General features: G+C 57.7%; 18 protein-coding genes. 10 read left to right on the top strand and 8 right to left on the bottom strand.

The window, feature by feature from the left end; all coding sequences use genetic code 11:
- A partial coding sequence (locus tag V7665_RS05415; RefSeq protein WP_335663516.1) for a PQQ-dependent sugar dehydrogenase occupies positions 1 to 1,227 on the top strand: 1,227 nt, incomplete at its 5' end.
- Between the two features lie 42 nt (positions 1,228 to 1,269).
- Here V7665_RS05415 and V7665_RS05410 read toward each other — a convergent pair.
- Positions 1,270 to 2,058, bottom strand: a complete 789-nt coding sequence (locus V7665_RS05410) for an SDR family oxidoreductase (RefSeq protein WP_335663515.1) — start codon at positions 2,056 to 2,058, stop codon at positions 1,270 to 1,272.
- Positions 2,059 to 2,152: 94 nt separating this feature from the next.
- Positions 2,153 to 3,280 carry a serine hydrolase domain-containing protein gene (locus V7665_RS05405; RefSeq protein WP_335663514.1) on the bottom strand — a complete coding sequence of 376 codons (1,128 nt, stop codon included), beginning with the start codon at positions 3,278 to 3,280 and terminating at the stop codon, positions 2,153 to 2,155.
- 227 nt (positions 3,281 to 3,507) lie between these two features.
- On the opposite strand from V7665_RS05405, the gene V7665_RS05400 reads away from it, so the two are divergent.
- The gene (locus tag V7665_RS05400) at positions 3,508 to 4,095 is read left to right on the top strand and encodes a PadR family transcriptional regulator (protein WP_335663513.1); all 588 of its coding nucleotides are present in this window, start codon (positions 3,508 to 3,510) and stop codon (positions 4,093 to 4,095) included.
- A gap of 60 nt (positions 4,096 to 4,155) precedes the next feature.
- On the opposite strand, the gene V7665_RS05395 is transcribed toward V7665_RS05400, so the two are convergent.
- From V7665_RS05395 to V7665_RS05385, 3 genes are all read right to left on the bottom strand, one after another.
- A complete protein-coding gene (locus V7665_RS05395) occupies positions 4,156 to 4,671 on the bottom strand; it encodes a GNAT family N-acetyltransferase (protein WP_335663512.1) in 516 nt (171 codons plus the stop codon).
- Positions 4,671 to 6,026: a GntP family permease gene (locus V7665_RS05390; protein ID WP_335663511.1), complete on the bottom strand. Its 1,356-nt coding sequence runs from the start codon at positions 6,024 to 6,026 to the stop codon at positions 4,671 to 4,673. The genes V7665_RS05395 and V7665_RS05390 overlap by 1 nt, the downstream gene beginning before the upstream one ends.
- A gap of 98 nt (positions 6,027 to 6,124) precedes the next feature.
- Positions 6,125 to 7,285 carry an indoleamine 2,3-dioxygenase gene (locus tag V7665_RS05385; protein ID WP_335663510.1) on the bottom strand — a complete coding sequence of 387 codons (1,161 nt, stop codon included), beginning with the start codon at positions 7,283 to 7,285 and terminating at the stop codon, positions 6,125 to 6,127.
- Between the two features lie 213 nt (positions 7,286 to 7,498).
- Between V7665_RS05385 and V7665_RS05380 the strand changes: the two genes are divergently transcribed.
- The 4 genes from V7665_RS05380 (at position 7,499) to V7665_RS05365 (ending at position 10,384) form a co-directional block, all read left to right on the top strand.
- Complete coding sequence (locus V7665_RS05380) at positions 7,499 to 7,801, top strand: YMGG-like glycine zipper-containing protein (protein ID WP_335663509.1); 303 nt, start codon at positions 7,499 to 7,501, stop codon at positions 7,799 to 7,801.
- 69 nt (positions 7,802 to 7,870) lie between these two features.
- Positions 7,871 to 9,259, top strand: a complete 1,389-nt coding sequence (locus V7665_RS05375) for an MATE family efflux transporter (RefSeq protein WP_335663508.1) — start codon at positions 7,871 to 7,873, stop codon at positions 9,257 to 9,259.
- Positions 9,260 to 9,398: 139 nt separating this feature from the next.
- Positions 9,399 to 9,572: a YdcH family protein gene (locus V7665_RS05370; protein WP_335663507.1), complete on the top strand. Its 174-nt coding sequence runs from the start codon at positions 9,399 to 9,401 to the stop codon at positions 9,570 to 9,572.
- Between the two features lie 137 nt (positions 9,573 to 9,709).
- The gene (locus tag V7665_RS05365; protein WP_335663506.1) at positions 9,710 to 10,384 is read left to right on the top strand and encodes an OmpW/AlkL family protein; all 675 of its coding nucleotides are present in this window, start codon (positions 9,710 to 9,712) and stop codon (positions 10,382 to 10,384) included.
- Positions 10,385 to 10,464: 80 nt separating this feature from the next.
- Here V7665_RS05365 and V7665_RS05360 read toward each other — a convergent pair whose 3' ends face one another.
- Positions 10,465 to 10,914: a vgr related protein gene (locus V7665_RS05360; RefSeq protein WP_335663505.1), complete on the bottom strand. Its 450-nt coding sequence runs from the start codon at positions 10,912 to 10,914 to the stop codon at positions 10,465 to 10,467.
- Between the two features lie 24 nt (positions 10,915 to 10,938).
- A complete protein-coding gene (locus V7665_RS05355) occupies positions 10,939 to 11,388 on the bottom strand; it encodes a copper chaperone PCu(A)C (RefSeq protein WP_335663504.1) in 450 nt (149 codons plus the stop codon).
- Positions 11,389 to 11,581: 193 nt separating this feature from the next.
- On the opposite strand from V7665_RS05355, the gene dnaK reads away from it, so the two are divergent.
- From dnaK to V7665_RS05335, 4 genes are all read left to right on the top strand, one after another.
- Positions 11,582 to 13,531: a molecular chaperone DnaK gene (gene dnaK / locus V7665_RS05350; protein ID WP_335663503.1), complete on the top strand. Its 1,950-nt coding sequence runs from the start codon at positions 11,582 to 11,584 to the stop codon at positions 13,529 to 13,531.
- 105 nt (positions 13,532 to 13,636) lie between these two features.
- On the top strand, positions 13,637 to 14,788 hold the full coding sequence (gene dnaJ / locus V7665_RS05345) for a molecular chaperone DnaJ (RefSeq protein WP_335663518.1): 1,152 nt from the start codon (positions 13,637 to 13,639) through the stop codon (positions 14,786 to 14,788).
- 741 nt (positions 14,789 to 15,529) lie between these two features.
- On the top strand, positions 15,530 to 16,135 hold the full coding sequence (locus V7665_RS05340) for a DUF6445 family protein (RefSeq protein WP_335663502.1): 606 nt from the start codon (positions 15,530 to 15,532) through the stop codon (positions 16,133 to 16,135).
- Positions 16,136 to 16,272: 137 nt separating this feature from the next.
- Positions 16,273 to 17,208: an MBL fold metallo-hydrolase gene (locus tag V7665_RS05335; protein ID WP_335663501.1), complete on the top strand. Its 936-nt coding sequence runs from the start codon at positions 16,273 to 16,275 to the stop codon at positions 17,206 to 17,208.
- Positions 17,209 to 17,224: 16 nt separating this feature from the next.
- Here the strand turns inward: V7665_RS05335 and V7665_RS05330 are convergent, their stop codons facing one another.
- A complete protein-coding gene (locus V7665_RS05330) occupies positions 17,225 to 19,576 on the bottom strand; it encodes a patatin-like protein (protein WP_335663500.1) in 2,352 nt (783 codons plus the stop codon).
- Positions 19,577 to 19,795: the final 219 nt, after the last annotated feature.

The raw sequence follows: 19,795 nt of genomic DNA, 5'->3' as shown, positions 1-19,795 counted from the left end.
TGTGCGATCAAACAGGGGGCCAGCATGCGAAATTTAAAGATCATCCTTTCCGTTGTCGCAATGGGCGCGTTGGCGGCCTGTTCGAACCAGGGGGCCTCTTCCAACGGTACGAAAACCAGTGAAGCCGCTGGCCGTGCCGATGCGGCTCCGGTCAATTATACGCTCGAAACAGTCGCGGACGGGCTCGATCACCCATGGTCGCTCGCGTTCTTGCCGGATGGCAACATGCTGGTGACCGAACGCAGCGGCAAGCTCAAGCAGGTCGCGCCCGATGGGACAACCGTGCTTGTCTATGATTTTGCCAGCGGCGATGAGTATCCGAAAGTGCACAATGCTTCGGGCGCGCAGGCAGGCCTGTTCGACGTGGCTTTGCACCCAGACTTTGCAGAAAATGGCTTGATATATATATCTTATGCGGCCGAGCAGGACGATGGCAAAAACACGCTTCTGCTGATGCGATTTGAATATAGCGATAGCGATGGCCAACCGCGGATCAGCAACGGCAAGCAGATATTCGCTGCCTCGCCCAGCCGGGTGCAGGGCAATCACTATGGCGCGCGGATCATCTTCCTTCCCGACGGGACGTTGATGATGCCGGTGGGCGATGCGTTCCACTTTCGCGAACAGGCGCAAAAGCTGGACAGTCATTTCGGCAAAATCATCCGGTTGAATGACGATGGTTCGGTGCCAGCGGACAATCCCTTTGTCGGAAAGCAAGGCGCGTTGCCGGAAATCTGGAGCTACGGTCACCGCAATCCGCAGGGAATCATTCTGGCGGCTGACGGGCGTATCTTTGAAAATGAACATGGCCCGGCGGGCGGTGATGAAATCAACGAGATCAAGCGCGGTGCCAACTATGGCTGGCCGACAGCATCTTACGGGCTGGATTATTCCGGTGGCCGCATTTCCCCTTATGAAGCGTTCGCCGGAACCGAACAGTCGCTGGTGCATTTCACGCCGTCGATCGCTCCGTCAGGCTTTGCTCAATATTCTGGCGCGGCTTTCCCCGACTGGAACGGTGATCTCTTCCTTTCGGCGCTGGCGCTCAAACATGTTCGCCATGTGAATATGAATGCTGACGGTTCGCTCGGCAAGCAGACGGAACTATTTGGGGAGCTCGACACGCGCTTTCGTGATGTCAGAACCGGTCCTGACGGATTTCTGTATCTGCTGACCGAAGATCAAAGCGGCCCGGCCAGCAAGATTTTGCGGGTGGTGCCGAAGTAGAGCGTCCGACGGCGTTCAGAGGCCAGAAGCCGATATGCGATTCTAAAAAATAGAATTGCCCATGCCGCCATCGACAACGAGGCTCTGCCCGGTGGCATAGCCGGCCATTTCGCTGCAGAACATCGCAACAAACATGCCCATGTCCTCGGCATCGCCAAAGCGCCCGACCGGTATCCGCACCTGCTTGACGAATTTCGCGACTTCCTCGTCATAGCTGGTGCCATTGGCTTCCGCCTGGCTGTCGAACATATCCCTTATCCCGGGTGTGTGGTGCATGCCGGGCAGGATATTGTTGATCGTCACGCCATGTTTGGCGACCTGTTTCGCCACCGCCACCGTATAATTGACCAGCGCTGCGCGCGGCGGTCCCGAAAGCACCCGCATGGCGGCGGGATATTTGGCCGCGCCGGTGGCGATATTGACGATCCGGCCCCATTTGCGTTCAACCATTCCGTCGATCACCGCCTTGATAAATTCGACCGGGCTGAGCAGGGTGAGCGACAGCGCTTCTTCCCATTCTGCCCGGCCAACGGTGCGAAAATCTCCGCTAAACGGCGGCGGTGAGCAGGTCGCTACCAATATGTCCGGGCTGGGGCAGATGGAAAGGATCTTCTCGCGGCCTTCGTCGCTGCTGTGATCGGCGACGATCGGGGTGATATTGGCGCCGGTTTCGCGGGCGATGTCTTCGCAACATTGCATCAGCCGCTCTTCGCCACGGGCGGTGACGAACAATTCGGTCTTTTCTCTCGCCAGCGCCAGCGCCGCTCCGCGACCCAGCCCGGCGCTACCGCCATTGACCAGCGCAATTTTTCCCGCAATTCCCAGATCCATATCGGCCTCTATCCTGAAAGGTTGAGATGATGTTCTAGCGAGAGCGATGCGCTCTGCCGACTAGCCATTATGGGATGCGGGGTGCAGCCTTCCGTCAAGCCATCGACATATACATGGCGGCAGCCAGGCCAAATCCCCTCGGATCGCCCAACAGACCGCTTTCCATCTTGTTCATGACATAGGAAAAGCAAAGCCGCGCGTCCTGATCGATGATCACCGATGATCCGCCATAGCCGCCCCAGTAACAGGTGTTGCTATTGGGGCTGATCGGTGTGGCCGGGTTGTTCAGGCCATAGCCCATGCCAAAGGTCAGCGGCAGGCCGAGCACCAGATCGACGCCTTCGGACTGTTTCTCGAAAATCCTTCTGGTGCCGGCTTCCGACATGATCGTCTTGCCAAATGCTTCGCCGCCATTGGCCATGGCGGTCTGCGCGCGGACGATGCTGCGGGCATTGCCCTGACCATTGGCCGCAGGGATTTCTGCCGCTCGCCAGGCCCGGTTTCTCGGTTCGGTGGCATCGACACCGGGATTGGAGAAGGTGCGGCCGGCGATCGATTTCGGATTGGGGGAAGGCCCGCTTTTGGGCGGGACAAGATTGCCGATCCGCTTGTCGAGCGCTTCGTCCGCGCCAATATGAAAATCCGCGCCGGTCGGCTCGGCGATTTCCTGACGGAAGAAATTGCCGATCGTCTGCCCGGTTACCCGGCGAACGATTTCGCCGATCAAATGGCCCTGGGTCAGGGCGTGATAGCCCGACTGGGTGCCCGGTTTCCACCACGGTTCCTGTTTCGCCAGCGCCGTGGTCATCCATTCCCAGTCATAGAGCGCCTCGCCCTCGACCTTCCTGTCCATGCCGGAAAGACCGGCGGTGTGGCTGAGAAAATGTCTGACTTCGACCGCTTTTTTGCCATTTTGGGCAAATTCCGGCCAATATTTTGCCGCTGGTGCATGAAGGTCAACCTCGCCGCGATCGGCGAGCAGCAACAGCGACATCGCCGCCATCGTCTTGGTGCTCGACCAGACATTGACCAGCGTATCTTCCTGCCACGGGTCGGTTCGCTCCTCGTCGAGATGTCCGCCCCACAGATCGACGACAAATTTGCCGTCCAGCGTGATCGCCACCGAAGCGCCGAGATCGCCATGCTCGCGAAAATTTTTCTCGAAGGCCATTTTTACCGGTTCAAAACGGGAATCGCACTGGCCGTGAATTGGGGTTTCCATTGTTCGCTCCATCTAGACTTTAACTGTTCGATTAACAGCTTGTGATGATTAGTCCAATGTCTTTCACGCAGGTCACGGTTGTTGCCGGTTGTCAGAATCTGCGAAATATTGTGACGAACTTTCAAACTCTTGTATATTTTTTGCCATATTCCTGTTGCAAAGGTCTATTTAAGATATATCTTAGTATCAACTTAGATATGAAGAAAGACTCGAATATGAGACATGGAATGAAATTTGGACCCGGCGGCCCCCGTGGTTCTGGCCGCGGCCGCGGGCGCAGCGGGATGACCGGCGAGAAATTTGCCCGGGCCTTTGCCCAGGCCGCCTTTGAAGGGGTGAAGGGCAAAAGGCGGGCGCGGATGTTCCGGCGCGGCGAACTGCGGATGGTGCTATTGCACCTGATCGCCGAGGAACCACGGCACGGCTATGACCTGATCCGCCAGATCGAGGAACTGACCGGTGGCCAATATGCGCCCAGTCCGGGCATCGTCTATCCGACCCTGACTCTGATGGCGGAAATGGACCTGATTGACGAAGCGGTCGATGATGACGGCAAGAAAGTCTATTCGATCACCAAGGCTGGCTCCGCCCGGCTGGCCGAGGACGAGGCGCATATCGCCGAGATTCTCGAACGGCTGGAAGGTGTGTCGAGAATGGGTGAGGCCAGCGATGGCGCATCCGTTCGCCGCGCCATGCACAATCTCAAAAGCGCCATCGGCATCCGGCTGGCAGACGAGGAAAAGGGATCGGACAAGATCCTGGAAGTCACCGCGATCATCGACGAGGCCGCGAGCAGGATCGAACGCTTGAAATAATTCGTCATCCCAGCGCAGGCTGGGATCCAGCACGGCTGAGGTGTTCCACTGAAATTTGGGCTAGGCCCCAGCCTGCGCTGGGGCGACGGATGAAAATTCCAAAACCATCTGCACATTGCACCGCGCATAAGGCGTCGGCCACAGATCATCGCTAGCCAGATGCCGGAAGCCGCACCGTTCATACAGACGGATTGCGGCTTTCAGCTCTGCATTGGTCTCCAGCCAGACGGCATCGGCATCCATCGACCGGCCCTCGGCAATCAGCGCGTCAAGCACAGCCCGTCCGATACCCTGTCCGCGCAGCTCTTTTTGCGCCGCCATCTTGATGATTTCCAGCCATTGGCGGCCATCGCCCGGATCATGATGCGGCGGCAGGATCGCGCCGGTTCCGACTACCCTGTCGTCGAGCAGGGCGACGATAATCTGACCGCCCTTATCAAGGATAGATGCTTCCAATTCTTCCAGTTGCTCCCGGTCGCTGTCTTCGAGGACGAAATATTCCTCGATCCAGTCGCGGTTGAGATCGATGAACGCCTGCCGGTCTTCGGGGCGGTAGCGACGGGTTGTCACGGACATCAGAACATCGTGAACAATATCACAGCGATGATCGTCCCGACTACCGGTATCACCACGGTTAGCGCGCCAACCGCGCCATAGGCATCCTTGTGCGTCTCCCCGCAAACCGCGCGTATCGTGGTCACGACATAGCCATTGTGCGGCAGGCTATCGAGCGCGCCGGAGGAAATGGCGACAACCCGGTGAAGCTCGTCCGGCACCGCGCCGGCATCCATATAATGGGGCGCGATCAGCGGCAGGGCGATCGACTGGCCACCGGATGCGGAGCCGGTCAGACCCGCGATCACGGTGACGGCAACGGCCGCCCCGATCAGCGGGCTGCCCGGAATATTCTGCACCATGACCAAGGCTTCCTGAAACGCCGGCGACAGCTTGGCGACGGAACCAAATCCGACCACCGCGCAGGTGTTGGTGATCGCGACCACCGCGCTGGTTGCGCCGCGCGAAAAGGCTTCCGGCATCGATTTCAGCTTCTGATAGCCGACTGCGAGCGCGACAATCGCCCCCGAACCCAGCGCTGCGACCAGCGCCCATTTGTCGAGTGATTCCTGCGGCAGGATCGCCGACAGCGGACCCATATCCTGCGGATATTGAAAGACCAGGAAGATCGTCAGTACCACGACCAGCGGCAGGATGCAGAGCAGCGGCGCGGGCAGGTTGCCATAGTCGGTATTATGGTCATCGCTTTCGCGGCCGACAAAATGCTCGCCCTTGGCGACGGCGCGCTTGACCATATGGTTGAGCCAAAAATGCCCGGTCACGGCCATGAACAGCGCGACGACCAGACTGACCTGCCAGCCGGCATAAGCATTGGTGCCGAGATATTCCATCGGGATCAGATTCTGGATTTCCGGGCTGCCGGCGCTGGTCATGGTGAAGGTGACCGACCCGAAGGCGAGCGCGCCGGGGATGAACCTTCTGGGCAGATCGGCCTCGCGAAACAGATGCACCGCCAGCGAATAGACGCTGAACGACACGATGAACACGCTGACCCCGCCATAGGTCAGGATCGCACAAGCGGCGACCACGGCGAGTACCGCATGTTTGATGCCGATCTTCTCGATCACCCAATGGGCGACGCTGGCCGCAGCGCCGCTGGCGCCCATGATCTCGCCGAATATCGCCCCGAGCAGGAACATGAAGAACCAGCTTTTGAAAAAGCCGACAAAGCCGTCCATATAGGCGGTGGCAAAATCCGGCGCGCCTTCCAAAGCGAGCGGCGGCAGCCAGGCAATGCCGCTGGTGAATGCGACAATCGCCGCAGCGACCGGGCCGGCGATCAGGATATTGACCCCGCGCACCGTCATCCAGATGAGCAGTCCCAGTCCGCCGATAAGTCCGATTGCCGATAGCATGAATGTCCCCCAACACTTGACCGCTGCCTCATGGCAGAGGTCAAGTCAGAGGTGCAACTGCTAAATCCGTTGTCCAGGCTTGGGCTGGAAAGACCCGATCAAATTACCTGCGCGCGGTTTTCATCGCGGTGCTTTTTCAGATATTTCATGAACGGGGTGCCGCCGGTGCCAACCTCGGTATCATTGCCCTTGCCGTTCACCGCCTGCTTGTTGATATAGCTGGCCGCATATTCCAGATGCCTCGTGCGGAAGCGTGCAACCTGCTCGACGCTGGCATTGAACGCCTTTCTGAGCGCCGCATCGCCGCTGGCAATGGCAAATTCGCGCAATTGGCTCTGTTCGCGCAAATCCTCGATATAGCGGCGATGCTGGACCGGACGATAAGCGTGCAGCTCGTCGAGATAGGTGCGTAAAGGGTCATTTTCATGGCGCACCTGAAACAAGGCATCCATGCTCGGCACGATCGAGCTTTGCGAGCCGGTCTGGCCGCGAAAAACCTGGCCCTTGCCCTGATATTTTTCGACGCCCTCGTAAATCAGGCCATCAGGCAGCGCCGGATTATTGGCCCAGCCGTGGATATAGGGCCGCACTCGCTGATAATATATATAGGGATCGCAGCGGTCCGGCATCCGGTCGAATATCGCGTTCACCGCGTCCCAATGGCCGTCCATTTCTTCGAGTAGCGCCGTTGCTCTGGCGGTATCTTCCGCCTGGGCTGCTGCGACCAGATCGCAGGCAAGGTCCAGCAGCGGCCCTGCTGCCGCCTCGATCGCGACATGGATCAGGACAAACCAGTTTTCATCGGCTCCGCCGAGGAAATTCTGTACCATATAGACATTGTCGAGGCCGATCGGACTGTCGCGGTCCAGCCGCGCCCAATTGTCGAGCACATAGCCGCTATAGGGCAGCAAAGGTGCCTGATCGAGGCGGTCGGCCAGCGCCACCATCGGACGGGCGAGATTGGCGGGCAGGGCGGTCGGCGCTTCGCTTTCGCCCCAGACATAGGCCTGGACCAGAAAGGAATAGCGGACCATCGCCACCCGGACCTGCTCCTCCGGCGCGTTGGCCGCCCATTCCGCGAGATCAAGCGCGGGCAGTTGTTCCAGCCAGTGCCGGACCCGGCCGGTGGTCATCAGGCCGGACAGATTTTCTGCGGCCTGCTGGACAGGGGCAAAAATATCGGGAAGGTCAATATCGACAATTTCGAAATGCGAGAGGAATCCGCGCGATGCGGACATATCATAATCTGACAATTTCATAGGGTCACCACTTGCGCAAGCGCGGGTTGGGCCGCTTGCTCAATGGCAGGATGGTATCAAATGAAATCAGATCGGGCAAACTCAAATTGCTTCGGGTCCACCGTCACGGTTCGCCGCGGCCTGACCGCGAGCAGGCTCGAACCATTTATTTTGCAGCAACTATTGCAGGATTGATGTGCTATGCCGCCTGAGGGGCATATCTTGAGGAGAATCATGATGATCATATTGGCAAGAAAACTGGCACTGGCCGGAACCGCCGGCATAGCGGCGCTCAGCCTGTCTGCCTGTGCCGAAAATTATGCGGTTGAAGGCGCCGGAGCCGGCGCAGCAGCGGGTGCGGCGATTGGCGCAATCACCGGCGGTGACGTGCTGGAAGGTGCCGCCATTGGCGCCGCAGCCGGAGCAGCTGCCGGCTATTTCATCGACAAGAATGACGGCTGTGACGGCTATGACCGCAACGGACGACTGGACGATGATTGCTACGGACTCAGGGGCTATCCCAAAGACCCGAGATAATTTCTTGGACCTTTAGACCAGCACCCAGTTTCACTGGCCTAGCAGCGCGGCTTGGGCTAACGCCCGCCGATGACTGGCGCGTCCCTTAGCCTGCAACAGCATCACCCTTGGCGGCATGAACTGCGCGTCACGATTGCGCTTGCCTGGCCGCTGATCCTGTCGAACCTGACCATGGCACTGATCGGGGCAACCGATGTGCTGATGCTCGGCTGGCTCGGTGCGCGCGAATTGGCGGCGGCGACACTCGGTTTCAATCTGGCGATGACTGCAGCGATTTTCTGCATGGGGCTGATCACCGCTTCCGCACCGATGATGGCGACCGAAATCGGCCGGATGCAGCACAGCGTTCGCGACGTCCGCCGTACCTTCCGGCAGGCAATGTGGACCGCAGCGGCGGTTCTGCTGCCCTTCTGGATTCTGCTCTGGAATACCGAAGCCATATTGCTGACCTTCGGCCAGCAGCCGGATCTCGCGGCAATCGCCGGGACCTATATCAGCGCCTATATGTGGTCGATCCTGCCGTTTCTGTTCTTCATCATCCTGCGCAATTTCATTTCGGCGCTGGAACAGCCGGTATGGGCGCTGATCATCAGTATCATTGGCGTATTGTCCAATGCCTTGTTCAACTATGCGCTGATTTTCGGAAAGTTCGGCGTGCCGGAATTTGGCGTCATTGGTGCCGGCATTGGCAGCGTGATGACCAATGTCCTGATGTTCGCCGGGATGGCGCTGGTCGTGATGCGCCACAAGCGCTTCCGTCGCTATCATCTGTTTGGGCGTTTCTGGCGCAGCGACTGGCAGCGGTTCCGGACGATGTGGAAGCTCGGCATGCCGATTGCCATCACCATGGGTCTGGAAGGCTCGGTATTCGGCTTTGCCGCCTTGCTCATGGGGCTGATCAGCGCTGAATCCGTGGCGGCTCATGCGATTGCATTGCAGCTGGCCGCGCTGACATTCATGGTGCCAATGGGCCTGGGACAGGCGGCCACGGTGCGCGTCGGCATACAATATGGCCGGAAAAACCGGGCCGGCATCATGCGCGCGGGATGGGTCAGTTTCATTCTCGGCACCTCCTTCATGGCAGCAATGGCGCTCGTCTTCGTCCTTGCGCCCGATTTTCTGATCTCGATGTTCATCGACGCCAGCGCACCCGGGAATGCCGAGGTCGCGGCGCTCGCGGTCAGTTTCCTGGCCATTGCCGCCATCTTCCAGATTGTCGACGGCGCCCAGGTCGTTGGTGCCGGCATGCTCCGCGGCCTGCACGATACGACGATGCCGATGCTGTTCGCGCTGATGGGCTATTGGTTCATCGGTATCGGCCTGGGTGCCAGTCTCGCTTTCTGGCAAGGCTGGGAAGGCGTCGGTATCTGGACCGGACTGGCCGGGGGACTGGCTGTGGTCGCGGTGCTGATGCTGGCCCGCTGGATGATGCGCGCGAAACTGGGGCTGCTGCCGTAAACTGCTAGCGGCGGATCGACCAGGGCGGCTCTCGTCATACCTCTATCCCGATAGATATATTCGATCAATAATCCACATATCTTTCGATTAGATCAATCGTTGGCTTATCCATATTGTCGACCTTCTCAAGGAGATTGACATGCAAAATTATCTGGAAACGTTGAAGCTCAGGCATCGGCGATTGAATCGCCTGATTGACAATTGCAAGGCTCATGGCCGCCAGCAGGAAATGCGCCAGCTGAAACGCGTGCGCTTGTTGATCAAGGACAAGATTGCCGCAGCCCAGCGCGCATTAAGCCCGATTCACCCATGATTATCGCCTGACCGGGAAGCTCGGATTTCTCGGTCTTCCCATCAGGGAAATTGCGTATGTCCGCCACTTTATCGCCAAGCTAATGGCTGCGGTCAGAGATCATAAAAAACACAATAAAATCAATAGGGACGTAGATTATGAAAAATGTGCTAAAATTGACCGCAGCAGCGGCAGCGCTGGCGATGAGTGGATCGGCGATCGCCGGGTCCAGCGATGGCAAGATCCAGATCAAGGCGATGGCGACGCTGGTTGCTCCCGATGGCAAGATCACTTCCATCGAACTGGACAATATCGGATTGCCCGCTGGCACACAGACCAAGGCCGATGACAATTTTATTCCCACCATCGCCGCCGAATATTTCTTCACCCCGAATATTTCGCTGGAAACCATCTGCTGCGTCACCCAGCATGATGTCACCGGTACCGGACCCCTGGATGGTGCTGGGCTGGTGTCGAACGCAAATATCATACCGGCAACGCTGACCGCAAAATATCATTTTGGCGACGGCAGCGGTTTCAAACCCTATGTCGGTGTCGGACCCACCTATTTCATTTTCATCGATGAAAAGGCCGGTGACACGGTTCAGGCACTGGGCGCCACGCGGCAGAAAATGAACGACAAGCTCGGGTTCGCCTTGCAGGCAGGCTTTGATCTGCCGATCAACGACAAGGGGCTGGGGCTGAGCGTCGATGCGAAACGCTATTTCGTAAACACCACGGCCCGCTGGTTCGCCGGCGCCACCGAAATATTGCGGACCCGCCACCGGATCGATCCATGGGTGATCAGCGCCGGACTGGCCTATCGTTTCTAGGCGACGGGCAATTTGAACGGAATCATAATGGCCAGGAAGCAGCGCTTTCTGGCCATCTGTTTTTCTGCCTGAATGACGTCCTAAAAGGGCAGCAATCCATGGTAGTCGGCAATGCTATAGCCATTTTTCAATCTCGCCCCGGTTTTTAGCAGGAAAAAGTGGCTGACAATCTCGGCCTGCTGTTCGATGCCATATTCGGCGAAAGCTTTCCCGGGTTGCAGTTCATAGTCGTAGCGAGAGAAAGGATGACGCGCCAGCGGCAGAAATACGCCCTGCTGATGCTGCCAGACATGCGCCATTTCGTGGATGAACAGCGCCTGGACATTGCGCGGCGACCCGCAAAAATCGTCGCAGAACAGATCGTTTTTTGGATGAAACCAGAGGTTGCCATCCGGGGCCATGGTGACTCGCCGGTTCTGAAACAGCCACCATTTGCGGTTGAAGATGGTCACCTGACCATAGTCGATGGCTTGCCCGAAAACCGACAGGCATAGCGAGACTTCGGCAGCGGTCAGCGCGCGGCTGGTCATCGGCCCGGACCTCGAAATATCTGATCATTCAACAGCGGGTGCAGCCTCGCCGGCATTTTTGACCACGGCGTTGATCTCGATGCGGTCATTGTTCGAATAGATTAATGTCATGGTCAGCAGTCCGCGTTTCTTTGACCCTTCGCCTACGCCCCAGATCATCAAATGCTTCCCGCCTGGCTCCAGCTTAACTGTTTTTCCTGCTGGCACCGGAATGGACTTCAGCTTGGCCATGCTCGCCATGCCATCTTTTTCGACCGTCTCGTGCATCTCCATGCGCAGCACATCGTCGGATGTGACACCAACCAGCGCAACGTCGACGCGGCCACCATGCAGATTCATATAGCCAGCCGACGGGTTGCCTTCCACGGGAGACAGATTGACCACCGCTTTGTCAGCGAAAAGTATGTCTCCCTGACCGCAAGAGACGAGCAAGAATGATGCGGATGCCGCGAGCATGATGGAGATCTTGTTCATTGTGATACCTCGTTAAACCGTTGTAAATCTGTCCCGATATGGGTGTTTTGCGTTGATTTTTCAAATGTAGGAGGACTCACGTCTTGTGCCAAGAAAAATGCCACCTATATCGCTTGACGAAGCCGTAACGGTGCCACTTGAATTAGGGCCGGGCGGCAATTTTGCTAATGTTAGAAAATTGATTGAGGGATTTATGGGTAAAGTAATCGGAATTGATCTCGGCACCACCAACAGCTGTGTTGCCGTTATGGATGGCGGCAAGCCAAAAGTGATTGAAAATTCGGAAGGCGCGCGGACCACCCCGTCTGTCGTCGCATTCACTAAGGATGGCGAGCGCCTGATTGGTCAGCCAGCCAAGCGGCAGGCCGTCACCAATCCGGAAAGCACGATTTTCGCTGTGAAGCGTCTCATTGGTCGCCGGTTCGATGATCCGATGACAAAGAAAGACATGGAATTGGTTCCCTATCAGATCGTCAAGGGTTCAAACGGCGATGCTTGGGTAAAAGCAGGCGGCGAAGATTACAGCCCGTCGCAGATTTCTGCCTATACTTTGCAGAAAATGAAAGAGACGGCAGAAGCCTATCTCGGCGAAACTGTAACCCAGGCGGTGATTACCACTCCAGCCTATTTTAACGACGCCCAGCGTCAGGCAACCAAGGATGCCGGCAGGATCGCCGGCCTCGAAGTGTTGCGTATCATCAACGAGCCAACCGCTGCGGCGCTGGCTTATGGCCTCGACAAGAATGATGGCAAGACCATTGCTGTCTATGACCTTGGCGGCGGTACCTTTGATATTTCGATCCTCGAAATTGGCGACGGCGTTTTCGAAGTCAAATCAACCAACGGCGACACGTTCCTCGGCGGTGAAGATTTTGATGCCAAGCTGGTCGAGTTTCTCGCCGCTGACTTCAAAAAGGCCGAAAGCATCGACCTGACCAAGGACAAGCTCGCGCTGCAGCGTCTCAAGGAAGCTGCCGAAAAAGCGAAGATTGAGCTGTCGAGTGCGCAGACGACCGAAATCAACCTGCCATTCATCACCGCAGATCAGAACGGACCGAAGCATCTGGTCAAGGCGATCAGTCGCTCCGATCTTGAAAAGCTGGTTGGCGATCTCGTCAAGCGGACCCTCGATCCTTGCAAAAAGGCGCTCAAAGACGCTGGCCTTGAAGCAAAAGACATTGATGATGTCGTGATGGTCGGCGGCATGACCCGCATGCCTCTGGTTCGTGAAACCGTAGAGAAATTCTTCGGCCGCGAACCGCATGTTGGCGTGAACCCGGATGAAGTCGTGGCGATGGGCGCTGCCATTCAGGCAGGCGTATTGCAGGGCGACGTCAAGGACGTACTGCTGCTCGACGTGACACCATTGTCGCTGGGTATCGAAACCCTTGGCGGCGTGTTCACCCGCATGATCGACCGCAACACCACGATCCCGACGAAAAAGTCGCAAGTTTATTCGACTGCTGATGATAATCAGGGCGCGGTGACGATCCGTGTCTTCCAGGGCGAGCGTGAAATGGCGGCGGACAACAAGATGCTTGGCCAGTTTGATCTGGTTGGTATTCCACCCGCACCACGCGGCGTGCCGCAGATTGATGTCACCTTTGATATCGATGCCAACGGCATCGTCAACGTGTCCGCGAAAGACAAGGGCACGGGCAAGGAGCAGCAGATCAAGATCCAGGCTTCTGGCGGTCTGAGCGATAGCGATATCGACCAGATGGTTCAGGACGCGGAGAAATTTGCGGAAGAAGACAAGCAGCGGCGTGCCGAGGCGGAAGCCAAGAACAACGCGGAAAGCCTGGTCCACACCACCGAGAAACAGCTTGAAGAGCATGGCGACAAGATTGACGCCGACTTGAAAGGCCAGATTGAAGCGGCGGTCAAGGAAACCAAGGAAGCCATTGAAAGTGGCGATCCCGAAGCGATGAAGACCAAGTCTGAAGCGCTGGCGCAGGTTTCGATGCAAATGGGTCAGAAGATCTATGAAGCCGAACAGGCTGCTGGCGGTGACGCCGGTGATGCTGCTGCTGCGGATGCCGCAGCAAAGGCGGCTGACGATGATGTCGTCGATGCCGAGTTTTCGGAAGTCGATGACTCCGAGGACAGTGACAAGAAAGATGACGCCAAGGCGGCTGAGTAAATATTGGAACGTCGCGCGCGCGCAGGTGGGAGACGCTGGACCTAGTACCAGCGGCTCCGGCCTGCGCCGGGACGACGATCCTCTCGCTTTGGGGGAAGCATGAGTATGGCATCCGAAATCGATTATTATGAGCAACTAAACGTTTCGCGCGAATGTGATGGCGCGACACTTAAATCATCCTATCGCAAGCTGGCGATGCAGTGGCATCCTGACAAGAATCCCGGCGACGTAGCAGCAGAAAACAAGTTCAAGGCGATCAGCGAAGCCTATGAAGTTCTCAAGGACCCGCAGAAACGGGCGGCCTATGATCGCTATGGCCATGCCGCGTTCACCAATGGCGGCGGCAACAATGCCGGCGGCGGCGGTTTCGGTGGTTCGGGTTTTAACGATATTGGCGATATTTTCGAAACCATATTCGGTGGCGGCAATGGCGGCGGCTTTGGCGGCCAGCAACAGCAGCGCGGACCGGCCCGTGGCGCGGATTTGCGCTATGATATGGAAATCACGCTCGAAGACGCTTATCACGGCAAGCATACCGAAATAGAAATAGATGTGTCGGTTGGCTGCGACGAATGTGACGGTTCCGGCGCAGAACCGGGTACCGGCGTCCAGCGTTGCGGCACCTGTCAGGGCCACGGCAAAGTGCGTGCCCAGCAAGGATTTTTCGTAGTGGAACGGACCTGCACAAGCTGTCAGGGACGCGGCGAAGTGATCGAAAGCCCCTGTCATGTCTGCTACGGCGAAGGCCGGGTCGACAAGCCGCAGGCGCTGGAAGTCGAGATTCCGGCGGGTGTCGATACCGGCACCCGGATCCGTCTGTCTGGAAAGGGCGAAGCCGGTGCGCGTGGCGCCCCTGCTGGCGATCTCTATATTTTCATCCACCTGATCCGGCACAATATTTTCGAACGCGAAGGCACAACCCTGTTCACCCGCGCGCCGATCAGCTTCACGCTGGCGGCGCTGGGCGGGGAAATTACCATTCCCGGCCTCGACGGTGAAAAACATGCCCTCCGCATTCCGGCCGGGATACAGAGCGGCAAGCAGATCCACCAGCGCGGTGCCGGCATGCCGGTCCTGCGGGGACGCGGCAATGGTGATATGGTCGTCCAGATCGAAGTCGAAACGCCGACCAAGCTGTCCAAGCAGCAACGGCAAATATTGCGCGACTTTCAGGCTACCGAGACCGGTGCCGAGACGCCCAATTCGACCGGCTTTTTCGGCAAGCTGAAAGATGCATGGGAAGATTTGACCGAGTGAAGCGACGATGCCGGCTTTCAATCCTGAAAGCCTGCCGATGTTTTTCTCGGCCATCCGGCGATCCGGCCATATCTGCCGGGATAGTCGGACGGCGGAATTTACTGATAAAATTGATCTGATTCTGTCGGGCTGATCCGGGAATCAGGCCTTGCCTTGCCCGAACGAGACGGCCTGTCCATTTACAATCTCAATCCGCAATATATGAGCGGGTCAGGAAGGGACCAGCCTTCCCGACCCGCTGAATTGATGTTCGCTAGCTGAGATCATCACCGCATCAATCTGGCCTGGGTGGGACAAGGGCCGATCCGAAAGGGAATATATCTGCTCAATCATCAATCTGACCTAAGAACGGCGGGAGCCGCGGTTGATTAACCCATGATGCCAAAATATTTGAATATTTGCCTTGGGACTGGCCAGCCAAATCCTGTTAAATCATTGAACAAGATTGCATTGCAATGCCGGGGCGCAATATCTGAGGAGCTCGGGCAATAAAATAATGTCCTACAACATGCTATCATGATAGGGTTGCAAAATGTCTATCCTCTCATCTCTTCGCTATTTTCCTCACCTTGCCAGTGGGTTGCGGCGCATTATTGATGGTGAAGGGAAGGCAGGAATTTTATTCTTTAACCCTGTAAACTTTGTAAAGTTCATCAGTTTACTGGCCTCTAATATGAACAAGCATGTCCGATATGCCGGGCGAAGAACTTCCTTTTTCCTGCCCCGACAAAGCGCTTTTTGATGCTGCCGTCACTGCTCATTCTTGATGATTTTATTGCCGATCCGCTGGCTGCGCGCAACGCCGCCCTGGCGCTTAATTATGATCCGGAAAACAAGCATGGCAATTATCCTGGCCATATCTCGACCGGGCCGCTGGACATCCAGGGGCTGAACGAGCGCATCTCCGGCATCATCAACGCGCCGGTCAAGCCCGCGCCGGGTGCCAGCCATTTGCATTGCCGGGTGACGCTGAAAGGCGACAAGGGCCGCAGCGGCGTGCATATTGATCCGGCTTTCTATTCGGGCATACTCTATCTCTCCCTGCCGGAACATTGCAAAGGCGGGACCGATTTTTTCCGCCACAAGCGTACCGGGCTGGAGCGGATTCCGACGGATCTGCCGGGGATCATGAAAGCCGGCTATTCCGACATCAACACGCTGATCGAGGATGTGGTCAACAAGGACACCAATCATCCGGCAAAATGGGCGAAGGTGATGACCGTGCCGATGCGTTTCAACCGGCTGATCCTGTTCAGTCCGTGGATGTTTCACAATAGCGGGATGGCATTTGGCAAGACGCCGCAGGATGGCCGGCTGGTCAACCTGATGTTTTTTGCCAAGGGATAGCGGCGAACCATTTTCGATGATATGCCGCAAGATAGACCGTCACCCCAGCGAAGGCTGGGGCCCAAACCAACCGAGCAGGCATAACCGATAGCCGACTACAAGCACCGGCCTGACGAGAAAAAACAGGAGACCCTTACATGTCAAAACCGATATCCAGAACCTTTGCCGCCCTGTTGCTCGCAACATCTTCCCTGGCCCTCTCCGCCTGCAGCGAGAGCAATGCCCAGGAAGCGGACCGTTTCGCTGCGGTCGAAATCAAGGCCGAGCCTTTGGCCGACGGTGTTGCTGTGCTTTTTGGCGCCGGTGGCAATATCGGTGTTTCCTATGGTCCGGATGGCACCGTGCTGATCGACGATCAATTCGCGCCGCTGACCGACAAGATCAAGGCCGCGGTGAAGGGTCTTGGCGCTGGTCCGGTGAAATATCTGATCAACACCCACTGGCATTGGGACCATACCGGCGGCAACGAGAATCTCGGCCAGACCGGCGTGCTGATCATGGCCCAGGATCATGTCCGCGACCGTCTGATCAAGGGCAATGACACGGTCCCGCCGGCCGCTCCCGAAGCCTTGCCGGTGATCACCTATCATGACGGGCTAAAGCTGCACCTCAATGGCGACGAGATACATGTCCAGCATATGAAACATGCCCATACCGACGGCGACAGCATCGTCTTCTGGAAGAAAGCCAATGTGGTGCACATGGGCGATCTGTTTTTCAACAAGGTCACCTTGCCGTTCATCGACTTGAGCAGCGGCGGTAATGCGCGCGGTATTTTGGCAGCGGCGGACAAGGTGCTGGCGATGGTCGATGACAATACGAAAATCATTCCCGGCCACGGCCCGATGGCGACCAAGGCCGACCTGACTGCCTATCGCGATATGATGAAAACGGTCATCGCAGCGGTGGAACAGGCGCAGGGCGAGGGCAAGTCATTGCAGGAAGTTCAGGCGATGAAACCGGCGGCGCAATGGGACGTCAATCCCGACGCCTTCATCAAGGGCGATGCCTTTGTCGAGGCGGTCTACAAGAGTCTGGAAAAACCGGATCATGCAGAAGACCATAAGCACTAGTTACCATAAGCACTAGTTACAGCGTCGCATTCTCGATTTCCTCGCGCAACGAGGCAATCAGCGGCGCGACCTTGGTCAGCCGCGGCTCCTCTTCATCGACGATTTTGTGGAAGATGGTTTTCTTGAATCCCAGAACCGTGGCGGCACCGGGCCGCCTCGACAGGGGCAGGGTGGAGAAGATGATGTCGATCATCCGGTCGGCACCATGCAGGCGGCCCCAGAGATAGTCATTCTCGCGGTAGGTGCGGCTGAAAAAGGCGCCAAAATTGTTGAATTCAATGCCTTTCAAGGTCGCCGCGACGCCGCCTTTGCGGATGGTTTTGGCATCTTCGGGAGAGATGCGATCGACCTTGATCGGATCGAATTCATCCAGCCCTTCGCCCTGCAGCAGCGGCAGCGTGGCAATATCGTAAAAAGGAAAGCCGAGAAAGGCGAGCAGCATCGAACGCTTTTCCGTTTTCGGTATCACGGCCAGCGCCTCGGCCAGCTTGGCATCGACGACCGCGTCGGCCGCGGTCAGGTTGCGGGCCTTGGCCAGCGCATCCAGCATCGCTCCGGGCCGCTCTTCGGCTTGCTCGGCAAAGGCGACGAAATCATCGCCGAGATAGTCGATCGTCTCGCGCTCGATATAGAGCGAGAGGCAATCGTAGATGACGTCGTGCATCACCTCCATCACCTCATAATCGGCCGGATTGGCGCGGTCGAGATCTTCGGCCAATTGCCGGGCGATGAAGCGGAGCCGGCGGACCCGGTAGCCCAGGTCATGCTGCCGGAAAAATTCCGCCGCCAGCTTGGTCGGACCGCCGCTCTTCTGCCCGACATTGTCAAGTCCCAAGCGGCGTATCTCGGCCCAAAGGGCGCTGCGCAAGCCGGGATGATTATGGCCATTGGGGTCGGATTTGGTCCGTCGCACCGTATGGGCAATATCTTCGATCACCGTCGCAAGCCTGAGGTGGCCATAAGCGCTGTACGAAAATCCGGCGAGCTTGGCCGCCTTGTCCCGCGACTTGCGCCGCCAGGCCGCCACCCGCGCCTCCGTCGGCCGGTCGAGGAAAAAGGTGCGTCCAAACAGGCTTTCGACATGCTGTTCGACCTCACCGCGCAAATTTTCGGTGATCAGCCGCATCTGGGTGATGCGGTTGGACCGTCCGGCAATCGCATTGAGACTGTCCCGGATCGGCTGTTCGCGGGGAATGTTCGAAATAGCCCCAAAAATGGTCGAAAAGAAACCGGGCAGCGCGTCATTCTCGGCTTCCTGAGCCGCTTGCAGCCGTTGGATCGCCTTGTCGCTTTTCGCCACGTCGAGATCGGGGCGCGGATCGATATAGACGAAGCGCCGGTCGACCTCACGCTTGGCCGGGCGGTTCTTCAACGCCTCGATCGCCTGCGCAAAGGGCGCATTGGCGAGGACCGAGCCATCGATCAGCACCGTATCCTCCGCCGTCCCGGCGCGAAACTGGTTGGGCAGTACACGCTTCAGAAAGGCCGTGCGGCCTTCCCAGACATATTCATGGTCGGCTAACAGTTCGTCCAGCTCTCTCACCGTGAAGGGCGGGAAAGCGCCGGGGAAACTGGCGGTGGCGCGGCCGGCAAAGGTCAATGCAGCCGGATCCGCGATGGCATCGTCTCTTTTGCCTCTCGTTGAAAATCCGATTGTAATCCGATGTTCCATCTCGAATGCTTCGGGCGGGCTGTGCAGTTGCAGCTTTTCGGGGTGGCCAACAAAATCGGTCACCGTGACGAACAGGTCGAGCGGCTGGCCCGGCGGCAGCAAGCGCGGCCCGCGCTCGGTCGCCCGGACTGCCGCCAGCGCATCCCAGATCAGACCGCTGAACACCTTGCCGCCAAAGGGCGGCGCAAACCAGCGCGCGCGGACGAAACGCGAGAGCTTCATCTTGACCTCTTCGCGGGCTTCCTTCGACACGGTCTGTTCAACCGCACCGCCCTTTCGGCCCAACGCCATCCACGCAATCGGCTCGGCCCAGAATTTGGAGAAACGCGACAGCGGCCGCGCATCGGGGTCGAGCAGCTTGTCGACATCGGCGGTGTCGAGCCACAAATCGGTCAGCGGATCAAGCGACTGGCCCGACAATATCGCCTGCGACAGGAATATTCCGTTGATCCCGCCGGCGCTGGCCCCGGCAATAATGTCCGGCAGCACCCGCAGTCTTGTACCGGTTTCCTGCTCCAGCCATTCCAATATATCGTAATAAATGCCCCGGCTGCTCTGGTCGATCCGCGTGCCATCGTGAAAATCCCGGCTGGCCTGCGCCAATTTCCAGATTTCCTTGGTAATGCCGTGCATATAGATCGCCAGACTAACACCGCCATAGCAGATCAAGGCCAGTCTGAGTTCTTTCTGCCGCATGCGCTTTTAACTACAGGATGGCAGCAACGGTGCAAGCGAGAATGCGTCAGCAATCATCTCAGACCGGATTCAGAGAAGCTCCTCAATGAATATCGAGGTGAGCATCGACTGACTGGTCACGCCGGCCTTGGCATATATCTGGCTCAGCTGTGACCTGACCGTACCAGCAGCGGTATTTCGCAAAATTGCGATCTCGCCAACCGAGCAGCCCTTTATCGC

It is taken from the genome of Parasphingorhabdus sp. (assembly GCF_036964675.1).
Lineage (GTDB): Bacteria > Pseudomonadota > Alphaproteobacteria > Sphingomonadales > Sphingomonadaceae > Parasphingorhabdus.
The sequence above is the reverse complement of the archived record's forward strand: the minus strand, read 5'-3'. Positions and strand labels throughout refer to the sequence as shown.

Bases quoted from the DNA above. Each gene is read 5' to 3' on its own strand.
- V7665_RS05360 (WP_335663505.1), bottom strand. From the start codon at position 10,914: ATGACCAGCCGCGCGCTGACCGCTGCCGAAGTCTCGCTATGCCTGTCG.
- V7665_RS05405 (WP_335663514.1), bottom strand. From the start codon at position 3,280: ATGGAAACCCCAATTCACGGCCAGTGCGATTCCCGTTTTGAACCGGTA.
- V7665_RS05365 (WP_335663506.1), top strand. From the start codon at position 9,710: ATGAAAAATGTGCTAAAATTGACCGCAGCAGCGGCAGCGCTGGCGATG.
- dnaK (WP_335663503.1), top strand. From the start codon at position 11,582: ATGGGTAAAGTAATCGGAATTGATCTCGGCACCACCAACAGCTGTGTT.
- V7665_RS05385 (WP_335663510.1), bottom strand. From the start codon at position 7,285: ATGAAATTGTCAGATTATGATATGTCCGCATCGCGCGGATTCCTCTCG.
- V7665_RS05395 (WP_335663512.1), bottom strand. From the start codon at position 4,671: ATGTCCGTGACAACCCGTCGCTACCGCCCCGAAGACCGGCAGGCGTTC.
- V7665_RS05330 (WP_335663500.1), bottom strand. From the start codon at position 19,576: ATGCGGCAGAAAGAACTCAGACTGGCCTTGATCTGCTATGGCGGTGTT.
- V7665_RS05370 (WP_335663507.1), top strand. From the start codon at position 9,399: ATGCAAAATTATCTGGAAACGTTGAAGCTCAGGCATCGGCGATTGAAT.
- V7665_RS05390 (WP_335663511.1), bottom strand. From the start codon at position 6,026: ATGCTATCGGCAATCGGACTTATCGGCGGACTGGGACTGCTCATCTGG.
- V7665_RS05375 (WP_335663508.1), top strand. From the start codon at position 7,871: ATGACTGGCGCGTCCCTTAGCCTGCAACAGCATCACCCTTGGCGGCAT.
- V7665_RS05340 (WP_335663502.1), top strand. From the start codon at position 15,530: ATGCTGCCGTCACTGCTCATTCTTGATGATTTTATTGCCGATCCGCTG.
- V7665_RS05410 (WP_335663515.1), bottom strand. From the start codon at position 2,058: ATGGATCTGGGAATTGCGGGAAAAATTGCGCTGGTCAATGGCGGTAGC.
- V7665_RS05380 (WP_335663509.1), top strand. From the start codon at position 7,499: ATGATGATCATATTGGCAAGAAAACTGGCACTGGCCGGAACCGCCGGC.
- V7665_RS05400 (WP_335663513.1), top strand. From the start codon at position 3,508: ATGAAATTTGGACCCGGCGGCCCCCGTGGTTCTGGCCGCGGCCGCGGG.
- V7665_RS05355 (WP_335663504.1), bottom strand. From the start codon at position 11,388: ATGAACAAGATCTCCATCATGCTCGCGGCATCCGCATCATTCTTGCTC.
- V7665_RS05335 (WP_335663501.1), top strand. From the start codon at position 16,273: ATGTCAAAACCGATATCCAGAACCTTTGCCGCCCTGTTGCTCGCAACA.
- dnaJ (WP_335663518.1), top strand. From the start codon at position 13,637: ATGGCATCCGAAATCGATTATTATGAGCAACTAAACGTTTCGCGCGAA.